The organism is Streptomyces sp. NBC_01618, from assembly GCF_045209435.1.
Taxonomy (GTDB): Bacteria; Actinomycetota; Actinomycetes; order Streptomycetales; family Streptomycetaceae; genus Streptomyces.
The window spans coordinates 4270747-4297538 of record NZ_CP109297.1 but is presented as its reverse complement, the minus strand read 5'-3'; the positions used below and the strand labels follow the sequence as shown (position 1 = coordinate 4297538).

The 26792-nt window shown below is 67.1% G+C and carries 19 protein-coding genes and 3 rRNA genes; 13 read left to right on the top strand and 9 right to left on the bottom strand.

The genetic code is table 11. The annotated features are described in order from the left end of the window. Positions 1 to 184: 184 nt before the first annotated feature. Together OH735_RS20055 and OH735_RS20050 are read left to right on the top strand one after the other, a co-directional pair. On the top strand, positions 185 to 1036 hold the full coding sequence (locus OH735_RS20055; RefSeq protein ID WP_406382879.1) for a helix-turn-helix domain-containing protein: 852 nt from the start codon (positions 185 to 187) through the stop codon (positions 1034 to 1036). Between the two features lie 11 nt (positions 1037 to 1047). Continuing rightward, the gene (locus OH735_RS20050; RefSeq protein ID WP_406382878.1) at positions 1048 to 1239 is read left to right on the top strand and encodes a DUF397 domain-containing protein; all 192 of its coding nucleotides are present in this window, start codon (positions 1048 to 1050) and stop codon (positions 1237 to 1239) included. 108 nt (positions 1240 to 1347) lie between these two features. On the opposite strand, the gene OH735_RS20045 is transcribed toward OH735_RS20050, so the two are convergent. From OH735_RS20045 to OH735_RS20035, 3 genes are all read right to left on the bottom strand, one after another. Next, positions 1348 to 2433, bottom strand: coding sequence for a MarR family transcriptional regulator (locus OH735_RS20045; protein ID WP_406382877.1), 1086 nt, complete (start codon positions 2431 to 2433; stop codon positions 1348 to 1350). A gap of 398 nt (positions 2434 to 2831) precedes the next feature. Then, positions 2832 to 3854, bottom strand: coding sequence for an alpha/beta hydrolase (locus tag OH735_RS20040; protein ID WP_406382876.1), 1023 nt, complete (start codon positions 3852 to 3854; stop codon positions 2832 to 2834). Between the two features lie 55 nt (positions 3855 to 3909). Next, positions 3910 to 5526 carry a phosphodiester glycosidase family protein gene (locus tag OH735_RS20035; protein ID WP_406382875.1) on the bottom strand — a complete coding sequence of 539 codons (1617 nt, stop codon included), beginning with the start codon at positions 5524 to 5526 and terminating at the stop codon, positions 3910 to 3912. A 187-nt stretch (positions 5527 to 5713) separates the two neighbouring features. Here OH735_RS20035 and OH735_RS20030 point away from each other — a divergent pair, with 187 nt between their 5' ends. The 7 genes from OH735_RS20030 to OH735_RS20000 all read left to right on the top strand — a co-directional run bounded on the left by OH735_RS20030 (position 5714) and on the right by OH735_RS20000 (position 14038). Next, positions 5714 to 6340 (top strand): DUF402 domain-containing protein, encoded by a 627-nt coding sequence (locus OH735_RS20030; RefSeq protein ID WP_406382874.1) that lies wholly within the window; start codon positions 5714 to 5716, stop codon positions 6338 to 6340. Between the two features lie 317 nt (positions 6341 to 6657). Beyond that, the gene (locus tag OH735_RS20025; protein ID WP_018101695.1) at positions 6658 to 6966 is read left to right on the top strand and encodes a hypothetical protein; all 309 of its coding nucleotides are present in this window, start codon (positions 6658 to 6660) and stop codon (positions 6964 to 6966) included. 179 nt (positions 6967 to 7145) lie between these two features. After that, entirely contained in the window at positions 7146 to 8024 is an 879-nt protein-coding gene (locus tag OH735_RS20020; RefSeq protein ID WP_406382873.1) for a hypothetical protein, read from the top strand. After that, the gene (locus OH735_RS20015) at positions 8014 to 9381 is read left to right on the top strand and encodes a hypothetical protein (RefSeq protein WP_406382872.1); all 1368 of its coding nucleotides are present in this window, start codon (positions 8014 to 8016) and stop codon (positions 9379 to 9381) included. Before OH735_RS20020 ends, OH735_RS20015 begins: the two co-directional genes overlap by 11 nt. Continuing rightward, a complete protein-coding gene (locus OH735_RS20010; RefSeq protein ID WP_406382871.1) occupies positions 9378 to 10928 on the top strand; it encodes an SCO6880 family protein in 1551 nt (516 codons plus the stop codon). The genes OH735_RS20015 and OH735_RS20010 overlap by 4 nt, the downstream gene beginning before the upstream one ends. Before the next feature lie 49 nt (positions 10929 to 10977). Next, positions 10978 to 12396: an ATP-binding protein gene (locus OH735_RS20005; protein ID WP_406382870.1), complete on the top strand. Its 1419-nt coding sequence runs from the start codon at positions 10978 to 10980 to the stop codon at positions 12394 to 12396. A 1-nt stretch (position 12397) separates the two neighbouring features. Then, the gene (locus tag OH735_RS20000) at positions 12398 to 14038 is read left to right on the top strand and encodes a type IV secretory system conjugative DNA transfer family protein (RefSeq protein ID WP_406382869.1); all 1641 of its coding nucleotides are present in this window, start codon (positions 12398 to 12400) and stop codon (positions 14036 to 14038) included. 24 nt (positions 14039 to 14062) lie between these two features. On the opposite strand, the gene OH735_RS19995 is transcribed toward OH735_RS20000, so the two are convergent. After that, positions 14063 to 14626 carry a GNAT family N-acetyltransferase gene (locus OH735_RS19995; RefSeq protein WP_406382868.1) on the bottom strand — a complete coding sequence of 188 codons (564 nt, stop codon included), beginning with the start codon at positions 14624 to 14626 and terminating at the stop codon, positions 14063 to 14065. A 152-nt stretch (positions 14627 to 14778) separates the two neighbouring features. On the opposite strand from OH735_RS19995, the gene OH735_RS19990 reads away from it, so the two are divergent. The 3 genes from OH735_RS19990 to OH735_RS19980 are packed head-to-tail and all read left to right on the top strand — an operon-like array spanning position 14779 to position 17062. Then, positions 14779 to 15717, top strand: a complete 939-nt coding sequence (locus OH735_RS19990; protein ID WP_406382867.1) for an ATP-binding cassette domain-containing protein — start codon at positions 14779 to 14781, stop codon at positions 15715 to 15717. Next, positions 15714 to 16400 carry a hypothetical protein gene (locus OH735_RS19985; protein ID WP_406382866.1) on the top strand — a complete coding sequence of 229 codons (687 nt, stop codon included), beginning with the start codon at positions 15714 to 15716 and terminating at the stop codon, positions 16398 to 16400. The genes OH735_RS19990 and OH735_RS19985 overlap by 4 nt, the downstream gene beginning before the upstream one ends. Further along, on the top strand, positions 16397 to 17062 hold the full coding sequence (locus tag OH735_RS19980; protein ID WP_406382865.1) for a response regulator: 666 nt from the start codon (positions 16397 to 16399) through the stop codon (positions 17060 to 17062). The genes OH735_RS19985 and OH735_RS19980 overlap by 4 nt, the downstream gene beginning before the upstream one ends. Positions 17063 to 17128: 66 nt before the next feature. On the opposite strand, the gene rrf is transcribed toward OH735_RS19980, so the two are convergent. The 4 genes from rrf to OH735_RS19960 form a co-directional block, all read right to left on the bottom strand. Further along, positions 17129 to 17245 (bottom strand): 5S ribosomal RNA (rrf, locus tag OH735_RS19975). Positions 17246 to 17322: 77 nt separating this feature from the next. Further along, a 23S ribosomal RNA gene (locus OH735_RS19970) occupies positions 17323 to 20446 on the bottom strand. 299 nt (positions 20447 to 20745) lie between these two features. Continuing rightward, positions 20746 to 22271 (bottom strand): 16S ribosomal RNA (locus tag OH735_RS19965). Together the 16S, 23S and 5S rRNA genes form the textbook arrangement of a ribosomal RNA operon. Before the next feature lie 688 nt (positions 22272 to 22959). Then, positions 22960 to 23517, bottom strand: a complete 558-nt coding sequence (locus tag OH735_RS19960; RefSeq protein ID WP_406382864.1) for a MarR family winged helix-turn-helix transcriptional regulator — start codon at positions 23515 to 23517, stop codon at positions 22960 to 22962. Positions 23518 to 23672: 155 nt separating this feature from the next. On the opposite strand from OH735_RS19960, the gene OH735_RS19955 reads away from it, so the two are divergent. After that, the gene (locus tag OH735_RS19955; protein ID WP_406386650.1) at positions 23673 to 24977 is read left to right on the top strand and encodes an MFS transporter; all 1305 of its coding nucleotides are present in this window, start codon (positions 23673 to 23675) and stop codon (positions 24975 to 24977) included. 34 nt (positions 24978 to 25011) lie between these two features. Here the strand turns inward: OH735_RS19955 and OH735_RS19950 are convergent, their stop codons facing one another. Continuing rightward, positions 25012 to 26766, bottom strand: a complete 1755-nt coding sequence (locus OH735_RS19950; RefSeq protein WP_406382863.1) for a SpoIIE family protein phosphatase — start codon at positions 26764 to 26766, stop codon at positions 25012 to 25014. Positions 26767 to 26792 lie beyond the last annotated feature (26 nt).

Below are 26792 nucleotides of genomic sequence, written 5' to 3'. Positions count from 1 at the left end.
TCACGGAGGGAAGTCGAATCATGGGTTTCCGGTTGCCCGGTGACGAGGCCGCTCCGTCGAGCGGGGTACTTCCGGGCGGGTGGCCTGAGTCACACACTAAAGCGCAACATGGAATGCATTCCATGAGATTCATGAATTACATGACACATACCCTCGTGTGGGTGACCGAGCCGGGGAGCGAGTGATGTCATCCAGCGCCACACCAACAGCCCGCCGCCAACGGCTGGGGGCAGAACTCCGCAAGTTGCGCGAGCGTGCTGGGATCACCGCAACTGAGGCCGCCAAGCTCCTCGGCGGCAACCAGGCTCGCATCAGCAATATCGAAGCCGGCCGTTATGGCGTCAGCGCCGAGCGGGTGCGCACACTGTCCTGCTATTACGACTGCTCAGACCACGAGTTGGTCAACGCTCTGGCTGCCATGACCGGCGACCGGAAGCGCGGCTGGTGGGAGGAGTATCGGGAGCTGCTCTCCACCGGCCTGCTGGACCTGGCGGAACTGGAGCATCACGGGACCGCGCTGCACACCTCGCATACAGCCGGACTGCCCGGCCTGCTCCAGACCACGGACCACGCACGCGAGGTTTTCCGCCAGGTTGTTCCCGCCCTTCCGCCTCCGGAGATCGAGCACCGTCTGTCATTCCGCATCAAGCGTCAGAGCGTCATCTTCCGGGAAAGCCCGGCCCCTTACCGAGCGGTCATCCACGAGGCCGCCCTGCACATGGGATTCGGCGGTCCAGACGTGTCCAAACATCAGTTGGTGCACCTGCTGACCATGAGCGAGCGTGAGCACATCACGATTCAAGTGATCCCGTTCAAGGCGGGTGGGTACCCGGGGGCGGGCCAGCCCATCTACTACGTCCACGGCTCCGTACCGCAGCTGGACACCGTTCAGCTGGATCAGGCACACGGCATCGTCCTCCTGGACACCGAAGCCCAACTCCGTAAATACCGCCAAGTCTTGGCCCGCCTTGAGTTCCTCGCCTTGGGCGTTGCCGAGTCGCGCGACCTGATACACGCCATCGCCCAGAACCTATGAAAGGATCCGAATTGTCGAATCACATGTGGCAGAAGTCCTCGTACTGCGGCGAGGGCGAGTCCTGCGTACACATATCCGCACTCGCCCCCGGCACGGTCTGCCTCACCGAGAGCGGCGACCCGACCGGAGCGATACTCCGCACCACCCCCACCGTCTGGGCAGCTCTCGTACGCGCCGTCAAGGTGGGCCTCCCCCAGGGCTGACAGCCCCACCCCCTCGCGAAAACGTGACACATCACGGGTCGACTGTCACGTTCAAACACAGGGGGGGTGTCTCTGGGCCGACCATCCCGCTCTCCGGGTAAGGGACCGTCAGTCCACCCTGAGCAGGTCGCGGAGGTTGCCGACGAGTGCGCGGATGTCGCGCTCGGCGGGCGGTTCGCCGAGGGCGGTGTCCGAGCCGGTGTCCGGGGCGGTGTCCGGGGCGGGTGTGCGGCAGGGCAGGCAGAGGCCGTCGGGAAGTGCTTCGGGTCGGCCGGGTGCGCCGCATTCGGTGCATTCCACCATGAGGCGGCGGACGGGGGTGCCGGGTGCGGACGGGGTCGGGGAGGCGGGCAGGTGGGGCGGGATCTTGTCGAGGAGTCGGCGCCTGATGAATCCGACGGGCGAGTCGACCCGGTCGGGGAGGCCGGAAGTGAGGGCGTGGGTGAGGTAGTCGGTGTTCACGCCACGCGCGAGCCATGCACCGGCCAGCTCTTCGAGCACGGTGCAGTCGGCGGCGGAGAGGGTCAATCGTGGCTCATTGCGGCCGAGTCGAGCCAGGGCGAGGTACGCGGGTGAGCGCTGCTCCTGCGCCGATTCCGGGGTTCGCTGCTGCGGTACGGCGGGAGCGGCGGGGGCGGATTCGCGCGGGCCCGTGGACGGGGACGGGCCCGTGGACGTGGAGGGGGAGGGGGAGGGAGACGGGGACAGCGGGGACGGGGTCTCCGCCTCCGGCGACGTCGTAGCGGCGACCGCCTCCGGTGCGACGGCCACCGCCTCCGGTGTGGAGCCGCTGTCCTCGGCGGTGAGGAAGGCGTCCCACCACTCGTTGTCGTGGGCGGTGCGGGACCAGAACGTACGGGTGACCCAGCGGACTTGGTCGCCGCCACCCACCAGGCACCGTACGTGGCGCAGGTGACCGGCCACTCCCAAGGCCTTCAGCGCACCGGCGACGGCCATCTGCCCGTACAGGGGAAGGTTCTTGGCCAGCGACTTGATGTCCATGGCCGCGCCGTTGGGCAGCCGGTCCACGTACCCGGCGATATACCGCTCCCGCTCCGGCAGCAACGCGAAGTCGTCGTTGCGGGGCGGGCGCTGGTCCGGTGCGCATCGTTTCCCGTAACCGGGCTTGGCCTTCGCGTACGGGCGCGAGGATGCGGGCGCATGCAGGGCAGGGCTAAGGTTCTCGGTAGCCACGAGATCGTCCTGTCGATCTTGGGGTGAGACCCCGGCCCGGTGCGCTAACACCGCGTCGGGGTCGTTTCGTTGGGGGCAACGTAAGCAGCCGCGACAGCGCGCCGCAAGTCGGTCACGAATAGTCACACTTGCTGGCCGTGACGGGGTAGGCAGGGCGGGAAGGTTTTCCCAACCACCCCGTTTTCCCTACCGGTTACCGAAAGCGCTCGACTCCCGGAGCTCGACTCCCGGCACCCGAATCCCGAAACCCGAGCTTCGGGCCGCATCCCGTCCTCCGTACCCACGAACGAGTGAACCAGCCACTCCCGACGCTCGGACCTCGGCCCCCGAGCTCCGAGACTCGTGACCACGCGCCGACCAGCATGTGGCGGATCGCGCTCGGACGCGGTCACCGTCTCTTATCCCCGCAGGGCCTGGAGCAGCATCGGTAGCGAGGAGTGCAACTCACGCTGCCAGTACGCCCAGCCGTGGGTCCCTGCTCCGTAGAAGTGGGTGGTCACGTGCTTCGCACCCTGGCGTTCGAGCTCGCTCGCAAGGGCCTGGTTCTGCCTGTTGAAGTCCGCCTCGAGCGCGCTCGTGCTGCCCGGCGGGTCCAATGGGCCGGTCGTGCCGTCACCGCACGACAGGTAGACGGGGATCGACTTGAGGCGCTTGGCCAGGTGGAACGGGTCGTGGGCCGCCCACACGTCGCGTTGCGCGACCGGGTCGCCCCAGACCCGTAGCGGGTCATTGCCCTGACCGGCGAAGAACCCCATGATGCGGTTCACCGACTCGTCGTTGAGCAGCGGGTGCACGGAGCCTGAGTACGCGGCGGCCGCCTTGAACATCCCGGGGTGTCGGCCGGCATACAGCAGGGCGCCCTGGCCGCCCATCGAAAGTCCAGCCACGACACGGTTACTGCTCGCCCCCCAGTCGTGCTCAAGGAGTATGCGCAACTCCTTGGTGTGGAAGGTCTCCCACGCCGGGTCTCCGCCCTGGCCGTAGTTCCACCAGTTGCTGTACCAGCCGTTCCAGCCGGCCTCCGGCATGACCACGAGGACGTCGCGCAGGCTGCCGATCCGCGCGACGTCGGTCCGACTGGTCCACGACGTGTAGTCCCCGCAGCAGCCGTGCAGCAGCCAGAGGGTCGGCCATTGCCTGCTCCGGTCCCCCGGGTCCCAGCCATCGGGTGTGAGCAGACGTACGTTCACCGTCCGGCCACCGAGCGCCGGTGAGCTGACCGACAGGTCGACCTGCCGGTCGGCGACCTGGGTGACCGCCACTACCTCGGCACCCCGGGACGGGAGGCCGGACCCGCCCGCCTTTCCGGCAGATGACACTGTCGACGCGGTGGCGAGCACCGGTGGGGTCGACACCGAAGTGAGCAGCAGCGCGGCAAGGACGAGCAGGACACGGAATCGGCGGATCGGGACGGCGGTCATGGCGGCTCCCGGCGGTGGGTGGTCGCTGGCTCGGGCGTTGTCGGACCGGGCTGGGTCAGCCCCGGTCGGGCAGGATCAGCAGTGCGTCCCCAACGGGGCGTTCACCGGCCGCGTCGGACGGATCGTTGATCACTTCTCCGCCGACGACCATGGTGGTCGACCCGCCGCCGTCGAGATTGATTGCGTCGCGCAGGCCGAGTGCCCGGGCGACGGCGGCGCTCTCGGGGATGCTCAGCCCGAGCGCGTCCGTGCTGCGTCCGTCGGCGGTGACGAGCACGGTCCGGCCGGCGGCGTCCACCCCTGCCAGCGTGCGTGGGTTGCGCTTGTGCACCCAGCCGTAGTAGAAGCTCGCGTTGCCGGGCTGCACCATTCCGTCGGTGGCAGGAGTCACGTGCAGCCGTCCGTCGCGGACCAGTTCGGGGCCGCCGTTGAAGATGCTGGTTGCCGGTGACGGGGAGACCTTGCGGCCACCGGCGTCCCGCAACGTCCCCTTGATGCGCAGGGGCCGGCCGACCTGCGCCAGGGCGGCCAGCTCTGTGACGCGGGCGCCGGTCGCCTGCACGGAGCTGCCGCCGGCGGGCAGCGGTCCGCCGCGTGGTGAGCGCAGTTCGAGGACCCGTCCGCGGGTGTCCAGTACGGCCTCGAGGCCGTCGCCGTGCGGCGTCTGCCGACCGTAATCAGGTGTGAAGGCGACGAGCTCGTCGGGGTCGGTGCAGGTCACGTCGTGCAGGGGCAGCGAGGTCGGGGTGTCGTCGGCGGTGCCGCCGCAGTTCCTGATCAAGCCCGGTACGCGGTCGACGCCGTCCAGGGGCTGCGACGCGTCCTGGCCGACGACCCGTCCCTGCCAGGTGAGCCGGACGATCGTGCTGTGCCGGCCTGAGTCGCGGATCACCAGGCCGGGGCGCCCGTTCACCGGCTCGCTCAGCAGCCGGCCGTCGTAGACGCCGACGCCGGCCGGATCGCCCGGTGCTCCGGCACTCGGGTCGAGGACGAAGAACCCGGCATTGACCGCTGCGGTCGCGCCGTCGGCCGCAGCCAGCTCACTGGTCTTCTCGCGGTTCTCCAGATCGGGACCGTACGACGCCTTGAGCCGGCCGCGGAACCGGTCCGGGTCGATGGTGAGCACGTCGATCCGCCACGGGCCACGGTCCGCGGAGTTCCCGTCCCAGCCGGTGTACACGGCGGACCCGGCGTACCCGGCCGCTCTCAGCCGGGCACGCTCGGCCGTCCCGGCGGACTGCGAGCCGAACCGCCCGACCCGGACCCGCCACCCAAGCGTTCCACCCACGTAGTCGGCAACCGCCGGAGTCGTGACCTCCTCGACCCGGGCGTCAAAGTCGTCCCCCCGCAGGTCGGCGGCCAGCTCGTCGGCGCTCGCCCGGTCCTTCAGCGCCGTCAAAGGCGCGTCGGGGTCGGGCGAGGTGGCACCGCCGGGTATGGAAACCTCGACCGTCCACACAAGCGCCGGGGCGTCGGCACCGCGCACGATCCGCGTGAGAGTGACACCGGGCTGCAGCGTCCGTGTGCTGCGGGTCTCGGTCACGTCGGCGGCGCCCAGCGGCAGGGCACGCGTCGGTCCCGGCCGCGGTTCGGAGGAAGCAGGCGCCGGCAAGGCGCCCACCACGGCGCCAAGGGCCAGGACCGTACAGGCTCCGAGCAACTTGCTGTTCACATAACCCCCCTTGGAAACAACGGCCCAGCAACGGTGCGTACGGCTGCGACCACCAGTCAAGATGTGTGCACGTCAATCTCCTCGCCCGACTCATCCGATCGACAGGGGGCACACAGCCATACCGGACCGGGGGAGCCTCGTTTCCCGCCACGTGTCCGGCCGCTCCACCGCGGGCATGGTCAACGGCATGAACGACGACCCGGGCCGGATACTCCGCTGGAACTTCTTCATCGGCGGACACCTCAGCGCCTCGGTGCCCGTACGCCTCGTCGAGCGCACCGAGGCGGGCCAGCTGGTGTGGATGGAGACCGGCACGCCCATGTGGCGTACAAAGCTTCCGCGCGGCGCGCACCTGCGGGACATCTCCCCGCACGAGCGTCCGGCCGGCGGGTACCCCCTGGTCGCCGACCGGTGGCCGATGGGCAGCGCGCTCTTCTACCAGCCGACCGGCGCAGCGCACTCGGTGCTCTGGCTCTTTGGCCGCAGACAGAAGTTCCGCGGCTGGTACGTAAATCTGGAGCGCCGGGTCCACCACGGCGACGACATCGACATCACCGACCACGAGCTCGACATCAATGTGGCGCCGGACCGGAGCTGGCGGTGGAAGGACGAGGAGTCCTTCGCCGAGAAGACCGGTGACCCGGCTTACTGGACGGCCGACGAAGCGTCAGCCATCCGGAGCGAGGGCGCATCGGTCGCACGGCTCGCCGAGGCCGGAACGTTTCCCTTCGACGGCACCTGGTGCGATTTCCGGCCGCCACCGACCTGGACGACGCCACTCCGGCCGCCCGTCCCGCGCCACCCCCTGCTCTGACCACCCCCTGCTCCCACCGCCCCCAGCCCTGACCAGGTCGTACGCCGACCAGGGCCTGCGCGAAAGTCTCGGCCAGGGTGACGGGATGGCAGTCATTGCCCGGGGTCACACCCCGTGATACACAGAGTAACCATACGTATTCGGTCATACACCGATTCGAACCGCAGGTCAGGACGGTCGGACCGGTCAAACGTGCGAGATCCGGGTAAAGAGAGCCGTCAAGGCGTCGTACGGGAGCGGTTTCATCAGCGAAGATAGAGAGCGACCCATGTCGTGTGACAGGGGCAATGAACTACCCAACAGGGGCGGTGACTTACATGATCCTGGCAGCTGAAAAGGGCGACATCACCACCATCATCGGCGGAATCGCCCCGAACTGGGGGCCGTTCGGGACCTTGGGCAACGAGGCCCGCGTAATGATCGAGGTCGTGATGGCCATTGCCATCCTGCTCTGCCTCGGCATCGCGGTCTGGGGCGCGGCGAAGCAGCGTATCGGCGCCACGGCACTGCGCGACACGTTCAGCGCGGAGCAGGGCAAGGGGCTGATCGTTGCCGGTCTGACCGGTGTGTTCATCATCGGATCGCTGGGAACCCTGTTCACCATCGTCTACGGGATGGCCGTCTGACCGGCTGTCATCCCACGCCAGGGGCAGTCCCGCCCACTCCCACACCATCCGTCCGTCGTGCCCACCGGCAGAGGTTGCGTCTCCCTGATGTCGAGTTACCACACCGCGCCCGAGCGGGAACCCGCACGGCTACCGTCGTACTACCCGGTTCAGGAAACGGTTGAGGGGGCGTACGCGGCATGAGCCTCGGCGACGAGAACGGCTACGGCAGCGGCTCGGGCCGTACGGACGATGAATACAGCACCCTCGGCGGTACGCGCCAGACCCGTACCCGCCTCCCCGACGGCGAGGGCGGCGACGGCTACACCACCCCCCGCCGCCCGGCCCGCAGCTCCCGCTCCCTCGTCACGGTGGTCGGCGTGGTCGTCCTCCTGATCGCGGCTATCGCGTTCGCGAACATGGGCGGAGGCGGAGGCGGCAAAAACGGCAACGGCGGCGGTTCGGGAAGCGCCGGGAGCAAGCCGGACTCGTCGTCCACGGCGGCCACGGGGACGAAGCCGGTGACGGGGAAGAACGGTTCGATCCCTTCGGGCTTCGCCCATGACGAGCAGGGGGCGCAGAGCGCGGCGGCGAACTACGCGGTGGCGCTCGGCTCTGCCGGGATGTTCAAGACGGAATCACGCCGGAGCATCGTTCAGGCCACACACGACCCGGCTGTCGTGGAAGGCCTTCTGACCGCCATGACGAAGGCCTACTCGCCGGGATTCCTCGAGAACGTCGGCCTCAACGAGGACGGCTCCACTCCCAGTGGCCTGACCTTCGTTTCGCGGACCGTCCCAGTCGGCACGAAGGTGGTCGAAAAGGGCGGCGACACAGCCACCGTTGAGGTCTGGTGCACGGGTCTGGTCGGAATGGCCGGACAGGGTTCCACCAAGCCCGTCACAGCGACGTGGTTCACCATCTCGGAAAAGCTCAAGTGGGTCAGGGGCGACTGGAGGATCGAGTCGTCGAGCCAGACGGAAGGCCCCACACCCGTCAACGGCGACAACAGGGCATCTACCGCGGACGAGATCGCTGGTGCGGTTGAGGAACACGGAGGCTTCACCTATGCACGATAGCCACCGCCCACGTACGCGCTCCCTCGTAACGGTTCTGAGCAGCCTGCCGGCCACGGTGATCCTGCTGGCTTCGCAAGCCGTTGCGGCCCCCTCCCCGTCGCCCACGCCATCTCCCAGCAAGAGCGACGACGCCTGCGACCTCATCGTCGGGCTGGCCAAGGACTACTGCGAAAGAGGCGACGCAGGCGCCGGAAAAACCAGCCCTTCCACCACCCTCGACAACTCCCTGGACCCCCTCTCCTCCCTGGCCCGCGGCTGCGCCGACGCCGCCGCATGGATCATCGGCAAGCTCAGCGACGCCGTGAAGCAGACCGCGAGCGTCGACTTCACCAACGAGACCTTCCGGCAGCAGTACGCGATCGTGTTCGCGGCCTCAGCCATCCTCACGCTCGTCCTGTGGCTGTTCGCCGTAGCCAAGCGCGCCATTCGTGGTGTCCCGCTCACCACCGCGATCTCCGAAGCCGTCGGATTCCTCTGGCTGACGGTCATCGCCTCAGCCTTCACCCCGCTCATCCTCTACGTGGTCGTATCCGCCACCGACGGCGTCAGTGACGTGATCGCCTCGGCCACCGGAAACAAGGCCGACCTCTTCTTCGGATCGTTCGCCGAAGCGCTCAAGGGCGGCAAAGACATCGGCGGCGGGCCGATCATGCTGATCATCGTCTCGCTGGTTTCCACCCTCGCCGCGGGCGTCCTCTACCTGGAACTCGTCATCCGGGCGGCCCTGCTCTACGTCGGCGCCCTCCTCGGCGTTGTCGTCTACGCGGGCCTCGTCGACAAGAACATGTGGGGCCACGTCCGCCGCTGGGCAGGCATCATGATCGCGGTGATCATGGTGAAACCGGTCATCGTCATCGTCCTCGGACTGGCCGGCGCCCTCTCCACCGACGACGGGCCCAACGCGTTCTCCTCCGTCGTCTCCGGTCTCGCCATCATCCTGCTCGCGATCTTCGCCTCCGCGATGATCTACCGCTTCGTCCCCGGCTTCGGCGACGAGATCCAGGGCGCCCGCACCAACCGCAAGCAGGCCACCGACGGCTCCCAGGCCGCCGCTATGGTCAGCTCCCCCGCCGCTCTCGTCTCCCAGGGCATCAAGACCCACAGCAGCCGCAGCGGCCAGAACTCCGGCGACAGCGGCGGCGGCGGCCGGCCCGCCAACCCGGTCAGCGGCGGTGTCGCCGCGCACAGCTCCCGCAACTCCGGCAGCGGCGGCGCAGCCGGCGGCGGATCCCCCGCCGCACCCCCGCCCCGCAGCGGCTCGGGCCCGACCTCCGGGACCCCGCACGGCAGCCGCTCCCCCCGAGGCGGCGGATCAGGCAGTTCAGGTAACAACAGCACGGGAGGTGGAGGGCGTTGACGACTCCGTCCCACACGATCACGCCCCGCCGTACGTATCTCATCGGCCGCGCCCGGCCGAACGCGATCGTCGGCAAGAACCGCGAGACCGGCGAGATCGCACTGATCATCGCCGGGGCGTTCCTCGGCATGATGAGCGGACTGGCCGTCCCCTACCTCGGCCCGCGGATCATGCTGCTCGTGGGCTTCCCTGTCCTCGCCCTGGCGATCGTGTACCTCCCGTACAAGCACCGCACCTTCTACAAATGGTTTGAGATCAACCGCAGCTACAAGCGCACCCTGCGCCGCGGTACGACCTATCGTTCCGCCGCCATGGAAGCCGGCGTCGGCGCCGACGGGCGTGAGGTCGAGATCGGGCCGCCCCCCGGCATCGGCCGGATCAACTGGCTCGCCGCCCCCTTCGGCCCGGACGAGATCGCCGTACTCCTGCACGCCGACCGTCGCACCGTCACCGCCGCGATCGAGATCGAGGGCCCCGGCGTCGGGCTCCGCGACAGCGAGGACCAGGAAGCGCTCGTCGACCGGTTCGGCACACTGCTGAAGCACGTCGCCAACGGCGACGGATTCGTGACCCGCATCCAGATGCTGGCCCGCACCCTCCCCGCCGACCCCGACGCCCACGCCAAGGACGTCGCCCAGCGCGGCGACAAGACGTCCCCGGGCTGGCTGCAGGAGTCGTACGACCAGCTCCAGTCCATGGTCTCCACCTCCAGCGAGCAGCACCGCGCCTACCTCGTCGCCTGCATGCACTACACCCGCGAGCTGGCCGCCGAGGCCAACGCCATGGCCCGCGCCGCCCGCCCCCAGGCCGGCCGCAAGCTCGACCGGGACGCGGGCCTCGCCGTCGTCATGGCGCGCGAACTCACCGACATCTGCGCCCGCCTCGCCGAGGCGGACATCCGGGTGCGCCAGCCGCTCGGCCAGAGCCGGCTCGCCTCCCTCGTGCACTCCATGTACGACCCCGACCACCCCATCGACCACATCCAGGCCATGACGAAGCGCAACGCCTGGCCGGCCGAACTGGACGCGGTCGAGCCGACGTTCCTGCAGGCCAAAACCCGCGAGTCGGCTACCCGCGCGCCGTGGTGCCACTCCACGGCCTGGGTGAAGGAATGGCCGATGACCCCCGTCGGCGTCAACTTCCTCGCCCCGCTCCTCGTCCACACGCCCGACGTGATCCGTACGGTCGCGGTCTGCATGGACCTCGAACCCACCGAGATCGCCATCGAGCGGATGCTCACCGAGAAGACGAACGACGAGGCGGAAGCCAGCCGCCAGGCCAAGATGAACCGCACCGTCGACCCGCGCGACATCGCCGCCCACGGCCGTCTCGACCAGCGAGGTGAGGATCTCGCGAGCGGCGCGGCCGGCGTGAACCTGGTCGGGTACATCACCGTGTCCTCGCGTTCGCCCGAGTCCCTCGCCCGCGACAAGCGGACGATCCGGGCCTCGGCCGGCAAGTCGTATCTCAAGCTGGAGTGGTGCGACCGCGAGCACCACCGCGCCTTCGTGAACACCCTGCCGTTCGCCACCGGCATCCGTCGCTGACCACACTCGGCAGACAACCGAGAGAATCGAGAGGGAGGTCGGTCACGCCATGCGAGATCCGCTGTCCGCGCTGTCGGACGCCTTCACCGCCTTCCTCTTCGGGAAGGTGGAGACGACGAGGCTGCCCGTCCGTACGTCGACCGGACAGGCCCAAGCCGTCTACCTGCCCACCGCGGCCCCCGGCCTCGGCGACTCCGGCGTGATCATCGGCCGTGAGGTGTACTCCGGCAAGGGCTACATCTACGACCCCTTCCAGCTGTACGGGCAGCAGCTCCCCGCCCCGCACTGGCTGGTGCTCGGCGAGTCCGGCAACGGCAAGTCCGCGCTGGAGAAGACATACGTGCTCCGCCAGCTCCGCTTCCGCGACCGCCAGGTCGTCGTCCTGGACGCCCAGGGCGAGGACGGCGTCGGCGAGTGGAACCTCATCGCGCAGGAACTCGGCCTCACCCCGATCCGCCTCGACCCGACCTCCGCGCTCAACGGCGGCATCCGGCTCAACCCGCTCGACCCCGCGATCACGACGACCGGCCAGCTCGCCCTGCTCCGTACGATCATCGAAGTCGCGATGGGACACGGCCTGGACGAGCGGTCCGGCTTCGCGCTGAAGGTCGCCCACGCGTACGTCAACGAGACGATCACCGACCGGCAGCCGGTCCTGACCGACATCGTCGACCAGCTGCGTCACCCGGAGCCCGAGTCCGCCGAGGCGATGAACGTCGACATAGACGACGTACGGGCCTGGGGCCTGGACGTCGCCCTCGTCCTGGACCGGCTGGTCGACGGTGACCTGCGCGGCATGTTCGACGGGCCGACGAGCTTCGGCATCGACCTCGACGCCCCGCTGATCGTCTTCGACCTCTCGCACATCGACCGGAACTCGATCGCGATGCCGATCCTGATGGCGATCGTCGGCGTCTGGCTGGAGCACACCTGGATCAGGCCCGACCGGAAGAAACGCATCTTCCTGGTCGAAGAGGCCTGGCACATCATCAACTCCCCGTTCGTCGCCCAGCTCTTCCAGCGCCTGCTGAAGTTCGGGCGGCGGCTGGGGCTGTCGTTCGTGGCCGTCGTCCACCACCTCAGCGACGTCGTCGACGGAGCGGCGGCCCGGGAGGCCGCCGCGATCCTCAAGATGGCCTCGACCCGCACGATCTACGCCCAGAAGGCCGACGAAGCCAGAGCCACGGGACGCGTGCTCGGACTCCCCCGATGGGCGGTCGAGATCATCCCGACCCTCACCCCCGGCATCGCGGTCTGGGACGTCAACGGCAACGTCCAGGTGGTCAAACACCTGATCACCGAGGCGGAACGCCCGCTGGTCTTCACCGACCGCGCGATGACCGAATCCTCCACGACCGACCTGCTGCCGGAGGACGTACTCGCCGCCGACCTGGAGGCGGAACAGCGGGCGGCACGAATCGAGCACCAGCAACGACTGAACGAGTCGTCCGAGTCAACGGTGGCATGACATGGCGGGGCGCGGCGAGGTACGTACCGACGGAAACGGAGCCGCCGGCAGCGGCGGCATCCCGGACGGTCTGCTGATCGGCCTGCTGGCCTTCCTGCTCGGGCTCACGCTCCTGGCGTGGACGGCCACAGGACTGGCCGGACTGTTCGCGCACGGCGCCTGGCCGGAGGGGGTCACGCTCACCGAGACCCCCCTGGCGATGCGTCAGCTCGTCACCACACCGCACGATCTCCCGGCCGCCTGGCCGAACACCCCGGCGGACGAACTCTCCGGGTACGGACTGTTCTGGGGCCTGTTCATAGGCGAACTGATGGTGCTGCTGGTGCTGACGGTGTTCGTGCTGGGCGTGGTGGCCCGCTGGCGGGCGGTACGGGCGCGGCGGCGCAGCGAACGGTACGGGGAAGAGAGCGCGTACGGGGACGAGGACGGCTCGCCCGTACGGTCCCAGGACCACAAGCCCCGGCCCGAGGCCCACACCCCACAGCAACGGCAGCCACAACCAACCCCACAGCTACACGCGCACCCACACCCGCACCCGCACCCGCACCCGCACCCGCACCCGCACCCGGAGACGCAACCGCAACCGCACGCGGAACCCGTCACTCCGGATCCCACCCCGCCCCCCGCACCCGCGCCCATGCCCGCCCCCGTCGAGCACACCACATCCGCGACAACTCTCCTCCCCGCTCTCCCCACACTCCCGTCCCCCCGCACCCCCCTCGTCGTCTACGGACCGGCCGCCACCCGCCGCCCCACCGTCGTCCAGGCGATCCAGGAGGCCGACGGGCCCGCGCTCGTCGTCACCTCCGACCCCACCGTCTGGGGCGAGACGAAGGACGCCCGCGCCAAGCTCGGCCCGGTCCTCGTCTACGACCCGGGCCACCTCTGCGACACCCCGGCCCGCCTCCACTGGTCCCCGACGGCCGGCTGCGAGCAGCCCGACACGGCCGCCGCCCGCGCCACCGCACTCCTCGCCCCGGTCCGGCCCCAGGCCCGGATCGACGCGGCGACGGCCGACACCGCGGAAACGCTCCTGAAGTGCTGGCTGCACGCCGCCGCCATCGACGGCAGGCCCTTCCGGCAGGTCCACCGCTGGGCCATCGGCGGCAGCGCACACGAACCGGTGCGGCTGCTCCGTACCCACCCCAAGGCGGCCTCCGGACTCGCCGGCCTGCTGGAGTCCGCACTCACCGCCTACCCCGAACGCCGGGAGGTGGCCCAGGAGTTGACGGTACGGGCCTTCGCCGCGCTCTCCTCGGTCCACATCCGTGAGGCCTGCACACCCAACCGGGCCGATTCGCTCGCGCTGGAATCTTTCGCGCGCGAGGGGGGCACCCTTTATGTGGTGGGCGAACCGATCGAGGATCCCCGCTCGGGCCCCGGAGCAATGCCTCTGCTCACGGCACTCGCATCGCACGTGGTCGAGCACGGCCGCCGCTTGGCCGCACGGTCAACCGACGGTCGGCTCGACCCACCAATGACGCTCGTGCTCGACGACGTCGCCGCGGTGGCGCCGCTGCCCCGGCTCCCCGAGCTGCTGTCGACCGGCCAGGCCCAGGGCCTGCCGACGCTGGCCCTTCTCCGCTCCCAGGAACAGGCCCGCGCCCGCTGGTCCCAGGACCTCACCACCGGCCCACGCTGACCGCGCGCGCCCCACCGCCCGCACCTACACCGCCGGCCGCTCCACCGCGTACTCCAACTCCCGAGCGGACGGGTCGCCCGGCACGGGCACCGACTGCCCGGTGGCCACGAACCCGATCCGCCGATAGAGCGCCGCAGCCCGCGGGTTGCTCTCGTGCACATACAGCCGCACCCGCTCGATCCGCGGCTCCCCCAACGACCACGCCCAGTCCGTCGCGGCCCGGAACAACGCCTCGGCCAGGCCCTCGCCCCGCGCCTCGGGCCGTACGAACACGCCGACCACATGCGCCTGGTGGACGTCGGGCGTCTCCCCGAATCGCACCTCCGCGTCCGACCGCTCGATCAGCACGGTGACGCTGCCGTCCCACCGCCCGTCGGGCGCGACGGCGACGAATTGCCGCACCTCACCACTCCCGGCCTCGGAAGCGCCGAGCGCCCGGTCCTGCCAGAACTCGTCGGACCGGCCCGCGGCCTGCGTGTACGTCTCCAGAAAGGCCACCGGCGCCGCCGGGTCCCGCAGTGCGGCCAGCCGCAACTCCTTGACCAGGGGCCATTCATCGGCGCGAACGAATCGGATCACATGTTCCATCCGCCGATCCTGTCCCGCCCCGCCCGACCCGCGCAAGCAACTTTCACGGCCCACGACCACCGGGGCGCCGTCCTACCCCGGTACTACGCGCCCCGCCACGTCCCGCCCCAGGTCCGACGCCCGCCGCGCGCCGCCTCCGTAGCGTCGGCCGCATGATCAGGGCATACGAACTCACCAAGAGGTACGGCGACACCACCGTCGTCCAGGACCTCGACTTCACGGTCCGGCCCGGCGCGGTCACCGGATTCCTCGGCCCGAACGGCGCCGGGAAGTCCACGACGATGCGCATGCTGCTCTCCCTGGACGCTCCCACCCGTGGCCGCTCGACGATCGGCGGACGCGCGTACGCGGCCCACAGCGCACCGCTCACCGAGGTCGGCGCGCTCCTGGAGGCCCGCTCCGTCCACCCCGGCCGGACCGCCTTCAACCACCTCATGGCGCTCGCCCACACCCACGGCATCCCGCGCGGCCGCGTCGAACACGTCCTCGACCTGGCCGGCCTGAACACGGTCGCCCACAAACGGATCAAGGGCTTCTCGCTCGGCATGGGCCAGCGCCTCGGTATCGCCGCCGCCCTGCTCGGCGACCCGGCCACCATCATCCTGGACGAGCCGGCCAACGGTCTCGACCCGGAGGGCGTGCTGTGGATCCGCAACCTCCTCAGATCCCTTGCCCAGCAGGGCCGTACGGTCTTCGTCTCCTCGCACCTGATGAGCGAGATGGCCCTCACCGCCGACCACCTGATCACCATCGGCCGCGGCCGGCTCCTCGCCGACACGACGATCGCCGACTTCGTCGCCACGGCGGGCGGCGCCTCGGTCAAGGTCGTCACCCCGCAGGCCCACGCCCTGCGCGAACTCCTCGCCGGCCCCGGCATCGAGATCACCACGGGCCCGGCCGCCTCCCCCGACGAGCTGGAGATCCGCGGTACGGACGCGGCGCACATCGGCCGCACCGCGGCCACCCACGCCATCCCCCTGTACGAACTCACCCCGCGGACCGCCTCCTTGGAACATGCCTTCATGGACCTGACCCAGGAGTCGGTCGAGTACCGGATCACCACCCCCGAACCGACCGGAGTCCTCGCATGACCACCGCGGTCAGCCCCCCGAAACGAAACCCGAACCGAAACCCGTACCAACCTCCGTACCGCGTCACGGCCGCCCGGGTCCTGCGCTCCGAATGGCACAAACTCCGGTCCCTGCGCTCCTCCTGGACCACTCTGGTCTCGGCGTCCGCCCTGGTTCTCGCCGTCGGCCTGGTCATGGGCGCGACGTACACCTCCGGCGGCGGCGACTCCGACGTCGACACAGCCGTCCTGGTCCTCTACGGCTCGATGCTCGGTACGTTGTGCACCGTGGTGCTGGGCATCCTCGTGACCGCGGGCGAGTACTCGACGGGCCTGATCCGCGCCTCGCTCACCGCGGTCCCCCGCAGACTCCCGGTCCTGTGGGCGAAGGCGGCGGTCTTCACCGTCACCGTCTTCGTGGTCATGTTCACCACCGACCTGATCACCTTCGTCGCCGCCCAGCTCCTGCTCCACGACACCGACCAGGCGGCCTCGCTCGGCGACCCCGGCATGTTCCGCGCGATCGTCGGCATGAGCCCCGGCGGCGGCCAGGGAATCACCGGGATGCGCGAACGGGCATCCCTCTACGACGGCACACTCGAAGCAGGCCCGCTGCTACCGGCGGCCACCGCAACGACTTCGGCCGCCTGCGCGGCAGGCTGGCGGGTCCGGCTCCAACTCCCCCTGGAGGACACACCCTCGTGACGACCGTGCTCATCGCGGACGACCAGCCGATGCAACGCTTCGGCTTCCGCATGCTGTTGGAGAGCCAGGACGACATGACCGTCGTCGGCGAGGCCGCGAACGGCCACGAGGCCCTGAACCTCGTCTCCCGGCACCGTCCGGACGTGGCGCTGATGGACATCCGCATGCCGCTCCTGGACGGCATCGAAGCCACCCGACGCATCATCAGGACCGGTTCCCGCACCCGCGTCCTCATCGTCACGACGTTCGACCTCGACCGGTACGCGTACGACGGCCTCCGCGCCGGCGCCAGCGGCTTCCTCATCAAGGACGCGCTGCCGGAGGAACTCCTCTCCGGCATCCGCGCTGTGGCAAGTGGCGACGCGGTGGTCGCACCCAGCCTGACCCGCCGTCTCCTGGACACGTATGTGCAGCACCTACCGACCGTTCCCGGCGGCCCCGCCACCCTGGACGCACGCATCGCGCCCCTCACCAAACGGGAGAGGGAGATCCTCACGGTCATAGGCCGGGGCTGGACCAACACGGAAATCGCCGAACGGCTCCACCTCGCCGAATCAACGGTGAAGACACACGTCACGCGCATCCTCGCCAAAACGGGATCCCGCGACCGCGTCCAGGCAGTCATCCTGGCCTACGACACCCACCTGGTGACCCCCGCCTGACAGCAAAGAGGGGTAAACGCAGAAAAGCCCCGTGCCACAAGGGCACGGGGCTTTCCCGTAAAAGGAGTTCGGCGGCGTCCTACTCTCCCACAGGGTCCCCCCTGCAGTACCATCGGCGCTGAAAGGCTTAGCTTCCGGGTTCGGAATGTAACCGGGCGTTTCCCTAACGCAATGACCACCGAAACACTATGAAATTAACCAACACCGGAACAACACGGCCGTTCGTTATTTCAGAACAAACACAGTGGACGCGAGCAACTGAGGACAAGCCCTCGGCCTATTAGTACCAGTCAGCTCCACCCGTTACCGGGCTTCCACATCTGGCCTATCAACCCAGTCGTCTACTGGGAGCCTTAACCAATCAAGTTGGTGGGAATACTCATCTCGAAGCAGGCTTCCCGCTTAGATGCTTTCAGCGGTTATCCTTTCCGAACGTAGCCAACCAGCCATGCCCTTGGCAGAACAACTGGCACACCAGAGGTTCGTCCGTCCCGGTCCTCTCGTACTAGGGACAGCCCTTCTCAATATTCCTACGCGCACAGCGGATAGGGACCGAACTGTCTCACGACGTTCTAAACCCAGCTCGCGTACCGCTTTAATGGGCGAACAGCCCAACCCTTGGGACCGACTCCAGCCCCAGGATGCGACGAGCCGACATCGAGGTGCCAAACCATCCCGTCGATATGGACTCTTGGGGAAGATCAGCCTGTTATCCCCGGGGTACCTTTTATCCGTTGAGCGACAGCGCTTCCACAAGCCACTGCCGGATCACTAGTCCCGACTTTCGTCCCTGCTCGACCCGTCGGTCTCACAGTCAAGCTCCCTTGTGCACTTACACTCAACACCTGATTGCCAACCAGGCTGAGGGAACCTTTGGGCGCCTCCGTTACTCTTTAGGAGGCAACCGCCCCAGTTAAACTACCCATCAGACACTGTCCCTGATCCGGATCACGGACCCAGGTTAGACATCCAGCACGACCAGAGTGGTATTTCAACGACGACTCCACAACCACTGGCGTGGCCGCTTCAAAGTCTCCCACCTATCCTACACAAGCCGAACCGAACACCAATATCAAACTGTAGTAAAGGTCCCGGGGTCTTTCCGTCCTGCTGCGCGAAACGAGCATCTTTACTCGTAGTGCAATTTCACCGGGCCTATGGTTGAGACAGTCGAGAAGTCGTTACGCCATTCGTGCAGGTCGGAACTTACCCGACAAGGAATTTCGCTACCTTAGGATGGTTATAGTTACCACCGCCGTTTACTGGCGCTTAAGTTCTCAGCTTCGCCGACCCGAAAGTCGGCTAACCGGTCCCCTTAACGTTCCAGCACCGGGCAGGCGTCAGTCCGTATACATCGCCTTACGGCTTCGCACGGACCTGTGTTTTTAGTAAACAGTCGCTTCTCGCTGGTCTCTGCGGCCACCCCCAGCTCGGAGAGCAAGTCTCCTCACCAGTGATGGCCCCCTTCTCCCGAAGTTACGGGGGCATTTTGCCGAGTTCCTTAACCATAGTTCACCCGAACGCCTCGGTATTCTCTACCTGACCACCTGAGTCGGTTTAGGGTACGGGCCGCCATGAAACTCGCTAGAGGCTTTTCTCGACAGCATAGGATCATCCACTTCACCACAATCGGCTCGGCATCAGGTCTCAGCCTTAATGTGTGACGGATTTACCTACCACACGGCCTACACCCTTACCCCGGGACAACCACCGCCCGGGCTGGACTACCTTCCTGCGTCACCCCATCGCTTACCTAATACAAGTCTGGTTCGTCGGCTCCACCACTACCCTCAACTCCGAAGAGATCGGGCCGGCTTCACGGACTTAGCATCGCCTGATTCAGTATTGGGCGTTTCAAAGCGGGTACCGGAATATCAACCGGTTGTCCATCGACTACGCCTGTCGGCCTCGCCTTAGGTCCCGACTTACCCTGGGCAGATCAGCTTGACCCAGGAACCCTTAGTCAATCGGCGCACACGTTTCTCACGTGTGTATCGCTACTCATGCCTGCATTCTCACTCGTGAACCGTCCACAACTCGCTTCCGCGGCTGCTTCACCCGGCACACGACGCTCCCCTACCCATCCGTACTCCCGTTGGGGATACATGTACGAATGACACGACTTCGGCGGTACGCTTGAGCCCCGCTACATTGTCGGCGCGGAATCACTTGACCAGTGAGCTATTACGCACTCTTTCAAGGATGGCTGCTTCTAAGCCAACCTCCTGGTTGTCTCTGCGACTCCACATCCTTTCCCACTTAGCGTACGCTTAGGGGCCTTAGTCGATGCTCTGGGCTGTTTCCCTCTCGACCATGGAGCTTATCCCCCACAGTCTCACTGCCGCGCTCTCACTTACCGGCATTCGGAGTTTGGCTAAGGTCAGTAACCCGGTAGGGCCCATCGCCTATCCAGTGCTCTACCTCCGGTAAGAAACACACGACGCTGCACCTAAATGCATTTCGGGGAGAACCAGCTATCACGGAGTTTGATTGGCCTTTCACCCCTAACCACAGGTCATCCCCCAGGTTTTCAACCCTGGTGGGTTCGGTCCTCCACGAAGTCTTACCTCCGCTTCAACCTGCCCATGGCTAGATCACTCCGCTTCGGGTCTTGAGCGTGCTACTCAACCGCCCTATTCGGACTCGCTTTCGCTACGGCTTCCCCACACGGGTTAACCTCGCAACACACCGCAAACTCGCAGGCTCATTCTTCAAAAGGCACGCAGTCACGACTGCATGTGCAAGCACGTACAGCGACGCTCCCACGGCTTGTAGGCACACGGTTTCAGGTACTATTTCACTCCGCTCCCGCGGTACTTTTCACCATTCCCTCACGGTACTATCCGCTATCGGTCACCAGGGAATATTTAGGCTTAGCGGGTGGTCCCGCCAGATTCACACGGGATTTCTCGGGCCCCGTGCTACTTGGGAAATTCTCAAACGAGCCGTTGATGTTTCAGCTACGGGGGTCTTACCCTCTACGCCGGACCTTTCGCATGTCCTTCGCCTACATCAACGGTTTCTGACTCGTCGACCAATCGGCAGATTGATCAAGAGAACTCCCGCAACCCCGCATGCGCAACCCCTGCCGGGTATCACACGCATACGGTTTGGCCTCATCCAGTTTCGCTCGCCACTACTCCCGGAATCACGGTTGTTTTCTCTTCCTGAGGGTACTGAGATGTTTCACTTCCCCTCGTTCCCTCCACACTGCCTATGTGTTCAGCAGCGGGTGACAGCCCATGACGACTGCCGGGTTTCCCCATTCGGACACCCCCGGATCAAAGCTTGGTTGACAGCTCCCCGGGGCCTATCGTGGCCTCCCACGTCCTTCATCGGTTCCTGGTGCCAAGGCATCCACCGTGCGCCCTTAAAAACTTGGCCACAGATGCTCGCGTCCACTGTGCAGTTCTCAAACAACGACCAGCCACCCGTCACACACCACACAAGCGGTGCTTTACCGGGGCCGGCAACTGAAGGCGACCTCACGGCCGTACCCTCAGATACCCAACAACGTGCCCGACCCGACAAGCCATCACCCACGTTCCACGCCGAAGCAGTACTAGTGAACAACAACCCATCGTGCCGAATAGTCAACGTTCCACCCATGAGCAACCACCGTCGGACATTTGCCGACGTAGTGGCCTCTGACCAGGCAAAGCCCGGTAAGAAGTGCTCCTTAGAAAGGAGGTGATCCAGCCGCACCTTCCGGTACGGCTACCTTGTTACGACTTCGTCCCAATCGCCAGTCCCACCTTCGACAGCTCCCTCCCACAAGGGGTTGGGCCACCGGCTTCGGGTGTTACCGACTTTCGTGACGTGACGGGCGGTGTGTACAAGGCCCGGGAACGTATTCACCGCAGCAATGCTGATCTGCGATTACTAGCAACTCCGACTTCATGGGGTCGAGTTGCAGACCCCAATCCGAACTGAGACCGGCTTTTTGAGATTCGCTCCGCCTCGCGGCATCGCAGCTCATTGTACCGGCCATTGTAGCACGTGTGCAGCCCAAGACATAAGGGGCATGATGACTTGACGTCGTCCCCACCTTCCTCCGAGTTGACCCCGGCAGTCTCCTGTGAGTCCCCATCACCCCGAAGGGCATGCTGGCAACACAGAACAAGGGTTGCGCTCGTTGCGGGACTTAACCCAACATCTCACGACACGAGCTGACGACAGCCATGCACCACCTGTACACCGACCACAAGGGGGGCACCATCTCTGATGCTTTCCGGTGTATGTCAAGCCTTGGTAAGGTTCTTCGCGTTGCGTCGAATTAAGCCACATGCTCCGCTGCTTGTGCGGGCCCCCGTCAATTCCTTTGAGTTTTAGCCTTGCGGCCGTACTCCCCAGGCGGGGAACTTAATGCGTTAGCTGCGGCACCGACGACGTGGAATGTCGCCAACACCTAGTTCCCAACGTTTACGGCGTGGACTACCAGGGTATCTAATCCTGTTCGCTCCCCACGCTTTCGCTCCTCAGCGTCAGTAATGGCCCAGAGATCCGCCTTCGCCACCGGTGTTCCTCCTGATATCTGCGCATTTCACCGCTACACCAGGAATTCCGATCTCCCCTACCACACTCTAGCCTGCCCGTATCGACTGCAGACCCGGGGTTAAGCCCCGGGCTTTCACAACCGACGCAACAAGCCGCCTACGAGCTCTTTACGCCCAATAATTCCGGACAACGCTTGCGCCCTACGTATTACCGCGGCTGCTGGCACGTAGTTAGCCGGCGCTTCTTCTGCAGGTACCGTCACTTTCGCTTCTTCCCTGCTGAAAGAGGTTTACAACCCGAAGGCCGTCATCCCTCACGCGGCGTCGCTGCATCAGGCTTTCGCCCATTGTGCAATATTCCCCACTGCTGCCTCCCGTAGGAGTCTGGGCCGTGTCTCAGTCCCAGTGTGGCCGGTCGCCCTCTCAGGCCGGCTACCCGTCGTCGCCTTGGTAGGCCATCACCCCACCAACAAGCTGATAGGCCGCGGGCTCATCCTTCACCGCCGGAGCTTTCAACCCCGTCCCATGCGGGACAGAGTGTTATCCGGTATTAGACCCCGTTTCCAGGGCTTGTCCCAGAGTGAAGGGCAGATTGCCCACGTGTTACTCACCCGTTCGCCACTAATCCACCCCGAAGGGCTTCATCGTTCGACTTGCATGTGTTAAGCACGCCGCCAGCGTTCGTCCTGAGCCAGGATCAAACTCTCCGTGAATGTTTTCCCGTAATCGGGACAACACAACACGAGAGCGGAACGATCAGCCGGAATAAGACCGATCGTCCACAGCGTCCTCGCTGTGTAAATTGCCCACCGGGTCAGTGACCCTGTAGGACTTTCAAAGGAACCACCAACCTGCCGAAGCAGGCCGGGGTATCAACATATCTGGCGTTGACTTTTGGCACGCTGTTGAGTTCTCAAGGAACGGACGCTTCCTTTGTACTCACCCGCAGAACATTCTCTCGGGCTTTCCTCCGGGCTTTTCCCTTCGGTCTTGCGTTTCCGACTCTATCAGACTCTTTCGTGTCCGATTCCCGGTCGAAACGGGATCGCTTTCCAGTTCTTCGCTTTCGCGTTTCCCTTTCCGGCGAGTCCGACTCTATCAGATCCTTTCGGGCCTGATTCCCAGTCAGCGGGGTTTGTCTTCCCGGCCGTTGGGCCGTTCCGACGTCCAAACTCTAGCGGATTTTCCCGGCGACTCATAATCGAGCCTTCGAAATTAATTCCGGCATGCCGAAATTGTCCCGAGTGGGAGATCGTGCTGAGTTTGGTTGCCGCATTCGCAGCGGGATCGGTTGTCGCAGAACCGTTCCGGCTCGGTGACAACTCGAAGAACCTTACGAGTCCTGGAGGGGCGTGTCAACCCGGCCAGGTCAAGCCGTTTTCGTGCGTGTCCGGCACGGGTTCAGTCCAGGTCGGTGAGGCGGCCGCCGGCATCCGGCTGGGCGTGCTCCACGCGGCGCAGGAGGCGGATCAGCATGTCGCCGAGGACTCCGCGTTCCTCGCCGCTGAGGTCCTGGAGCAGGTCCTCCTCGAAGGCGGTGGCCATGCGCATCGCCTCCAGCCACTTCGTGCGGCCCTCGTCGGTCACCTCGACGATCACGCGCACCCGGTTGGTCTCGTCCCGGTCCCGGGTGACCAGGCCCTCGCCCGCCATGCGGTCGATGCGGTGGGTCATCGCCGCCGGGGTGAGGCCGAGACGCTTGGCCAGTTCTCCCGGGCCCAGGCGGTACGGGGAGCCGGCCAGGACCAGGGTCTTGAGGACCTCCCACTCGGCGTTGCTGATGCCGAGGGCGGCGAGCTGGCGGCCGTACGCCACGTTCATCCGGCGGTTCAGCCGGCCCAGGGCCGAGACGACCTGCTCGACCTGGGGGTCCAGGTCCCGGAATTCGCGCTGGTAGGCGGCGATCTGCTCGTCGAGGCTCGGCTCCTGCGGGCCGGGCTGCTCGGTGGTGTCAGGCATGGCGGGCAGTATGGCATGCCCTCCAAAGCCGTCGAAGTCCTTCACCTTGAATTATTGAGCATCTAACTTTAGTGCTAAAGTCTTCGGGTTCGAGTCGTTTGGATGGCTCGGCAAGTCGCTTCGAGACCTTGAGGTAGGTGAGTGTGACCAGGGAGATGGGTGCAGCACTGCGGCGGATCCAGCTGGGGAGCGCGCTGAGCGCGTTCGGGCTGGGGTTCACCGTTCCGTATCTGTACGTCTATGTGGCACAGGTACGGGATCTGGGTGCCGGCACCGCGGGAGTCGTGCTGGCGGTCTTCGCCATGGCGGCGCTGGCCGTTCTGCCGTTCACCGGGCGTTTCATCGACCGGCGCGGGCCGCTGCCCGTGCTCGTCGTCGCCTCGGTCGTCGCTTCCCTGGGCGCGACCGCCCTCGGCCTGTCGTCGGGTGTGACCGCCGCCGTACTGTCGGCCGCGGTCCTCGGGGCCGGTACGGCGGTCATGCAGCCGGCGCTCGCCACCATGCTCGTGTGGTGCTCCAGCACCGCCACCCGCACGCGCGCCTTCGCCATGCAGTTCTTCCTGCAGAACCTCGGGCTCGGCATCGGTGGGCTGGTCGGCGGTCAGATCGTCGACACGAGCCGGCCGGAGTCCTTCACCCTGCTGTTCCTCATCGAGGCCGCGATGTTCATCGTGCTCGGTGTCACCACCGCCACGGTGCGGCTGTCCCGTGCGCCGTCCTTCTCCGATGCCAGGCCCACCGACGGGTCCAAGGCGCCGGGCGGGCTGCGGGCGCTGCTCTCGCACCGGGCCATGGTGCAGCTGTGCGTGCTGGGCTTCGTGCTGTTCTTCGCCTGCTACGGACAGTTCGAGTCCGGGCTCGCGGCGTACGGCACCGAGGCCGCCGGGATCCAGCCCTCGACGCTCGGTATCGCACTGGCCGCCAACACCGCCGTCATCGTCGTGGCGCAGTTCGTCGTGCTGCGTCTGGTGGAGCGGCGCAGGCGCAGCCGGGTCATCGCCTCGGTCGGCCTGATCTGGGCGTTCGCCTGGATCGTGGCCGGGTACGCGGGGCTCGGACACGGCAGCCAGACCATGGCGACGGCCGCGATGATCTCCACGTACGCGCTGTTCGGTCTCGGTGAGTCGATGCTGTCGCCGACCGTGGCGCCGCTGGTCGCCGATCTGGCGCCGGAGTCGATGGTCGGGCAGTACAACTCCGCGTTCGCCCTGTGCAAGCAGCTCGCGCTCGCGGTCGGTCCGGCCGTGGGCGGGCCGATGGGGGCGACGCTGCACGGGCCGTACATCGTGACGTTCGTGCTGTTCTCGCTGGGCATCACGGTGCTGGCGCTGCGGCTCGGCCGACGGCTCACGCCCGTACAGGATCAGCCTTCGATCGAGGCGGCGCCGTCCAGGGTGGTGGCAGTGTCACTGCCAGAGGCCGAGCCGGTGACCGCCGCCTCCGCCGTGGCCACTCACTGAGTCCGGGGTGAGGGGCCTGCTGTGACGGGGCCCCCTACCGCGGCAGGGCGAATTCGCACCAGACCGCCTTGCCACCGCCCGGTGTGCGGCGGCTGCCCCAGGACGTGGCGATCGTCGCGACGATGGAGATGCCGCGGCCCGCTTCGTCCGCCGGTTCGGCGCGGCGGCGGCGCGGCAGGTGGTCGTCGCCGTCGGTGACCTCGATGATCAGGCGGCGGTCGGTGCGGCGCAGGCCCAGGCGCATCGGCGGGGTGCCGTGCTTGAGGGAGTTCGCGACGAGTTCGCCCGCGGCCAGGACGCCCAGGTCGCAGAGCTCGACCGGGAATCGCCACGACGTCAGGACGCCGGTCGCGAAGGCGCGGGCGCGCGGGGCCGCCTCGACGCCGCCGAGGAGTTCGAGCGAGGCGTTGTGGAACAGCTCCGCGTCCGCCCCGGTACGGGCGGGGTGCTGGACCACCAGCACCGCCACGTCGTCGTCGTGCTCCGCGGTGACGCCGAGGGAGCGGATCAGCCGGTCGCAGACCACCTGGGGTGAACCCTTCGCCCCGGAAAGAGCACGCTCCAGGGCGGCGACACCCTCGTCGATGTCCTCGCTGCGGCGCTCCACCAGGCCGTCCGTATAGAGGACCGCGGTGGAACCGGGCGGCAGCGCGATCGTGCCCGATGTGTGGATCCAGCCGCCGGTGCCGAGCGGCGGCCCTGTCGGGTCCTCGGCGCGGTGGACCGTACCGTCCTCGTGGCACACCAGGATCGGGAGGTGCCCTGCGGAGGCGTAGACGAGCCGGCCCTCGTTCGGATCGTGGACCGCGTAGGCGCAGGTGGCGATCTGGCTGGCGTCGATCTCGGCGGCGAGGCCGTCAAGGAGCTGGAGCACCTCGTGGGGCGGGAGGTCGAGGCGGGCGTAGGCGCGCACGGCTGTGCGGAGCTGGCCCATGACGGCGGCGGCCCGTACCCCACGTCCCATCACGTCGCCGATGACCAGGGCGGTGCGGCCCGCGCCGAGGGTGATGACGTCGTACCAGTCGCCACCGACCGCGGCGTCCGTACCGCCGGGCTGGTAGGTGGCGGCGATCCGCAGGTCGTCGGGCTGCTCCAGCTCCTGCGGGAGCAGCGAACGCTGAAGGGTGACGGCCGTTTCGCGGTGGCGGCGCTCGCTGGCGCGGAGCCGTTCGGCCGCTTCGGCGTGGTCGGTGACGTCGGCGGCGTACACGAGCACTCCGCCTTCGGTGCCTCTCTTGTCCTTGTCCTTGTCCTTGGTTTTGTTCTTGGACTGCTTGTCGCTCCTGGTGCCTTCCCCGTCGGTTTCGGCGTCGGTTTCGGCGTCGCTGTCCCGGTGTACCGGGGTGCAGGTCACGGTGTACGAATTGCCGCCGCGGACCTTGCGGGACTTGACCGTACGGGGTGTACCGCTGCGCAGGACCTGGTCCATGAGGGGCAGCAGGCTGAGCTCGGCGAGCTCGGGCATGGCCTCGGCAGCGGGGGCGCCGGCCGGGCGGGGGCCGAAGGCGGCGACGTAGGCGTCGTTGACGTACGCGATCCGGTGGTCGGGGCCGTACACCAGGGCCACCAGGGCGGGCAGCTGGCCGAGGATGTCCTGGGCCGAGAGATCCTCCAGGGCGGCGCCGCGGTCCCCGGAAGGCGCGCCGTGCGTGTCGCCGTCCGGTGGGCAGGGCCCGGTCCCGGGCCGTGCGTACTCGGCGCGCGCCGAGGGCACGGAACTGTGGTCGTCCCGTGCGGCGGCGCGACGCTGCGTTCCGGGTAGGCGGGCGCTCCAACGCGTGAAGTTCACGGAATTTCTGGCCTCGTGTGTCGGTC

Coding starts and splice junctions, on each gene's coding strand:
- OH735_RS20015 (WP_406382872.1), top strand. CDS start 8,014: ATGCACGATAGCCACCGCCCACGTACGCGCTCCCTCGTAACGGTTCTG.
- OH735_RS20005 (WP_406382870.1), top strand. CDS start 10,978: ATGCGAGATCCGCTGTCCGCGCTGTCGGACGCCTTCACCGCCTTCCTC.
- OH735_RS20020 (WP_406382873.1), top strand. CDS start 7,146: ATGAGCCTCGGCGACGAGAACGGCTACGGCAGCGGCTCGGGCCGTACG.
- OH735_RS20040 (WP_406382876.1), bottom strand. CDS start 3,854: ATGACCGCCGTCCCGATCCGCCGATTCCGTGTCCTGCTCGTCCTTGCC.
- OH735_RS20000 (WP_406382869.1), top strand. CDS start 12,398: ATGGCGGGGCGCGGCGAGGTACGTACCGACGGAAACGGAGCCGCCGGC.
- OH735_RS19985 (WP_406382866.1), top strand. CDS start 15,714: ATGACCACCGCGGTCAGCCCCCCGAAACGAAACCCGAACCGAAACCCG.
- OH735_RS19955 (WP_406386650.1), top strand. CDS start 23,673: ATGGGTGCAGCACTGCGGCGGATCCAGCTGGGGAGCGCGCTGAGCGCG.
- OH735_RS20030 (WP_406382874.1), top strand. CDS start 5,714: ATGAACGACGACCCGGGCCGGATACTCCGCTGGAACTTCTTCATCGGC.
- OH735_RS19960 (WP_406382864.1), bottom strand. CDS start 23,517: ATGCCTGACACCACCGAGCAGCCCGGCCCGCAGGAGCCGAGCCTCGAC.
- OH735_RS19990 (WP_406382867.1), top strand. CDS start 14,779: ATGATCAGGGCATACGAACTCACCAAGAGGTACGGCGACACCACCGTC.
- OH735_RS19995 (WP_406382868.1), bottom strand. CDS start 14,626: ATGGAACATGTGATCCGATTCGTTCGCGCCGATGAATGGCCCCTGGTC.
- OH735_RS20055 (WP_406382879.1), top strand. CDS start 185: ATGTCATCCAGCGCCACACCAACAGCCCGCCGCCAACGGCTGGGGGCA.
- OH735_RS20025 (WP_018101695.1), top strand. CDS start 6,658: ATGATCCTGGCAGCTGAAAAGGGCGACATCACCACCATCATCGGCGGA.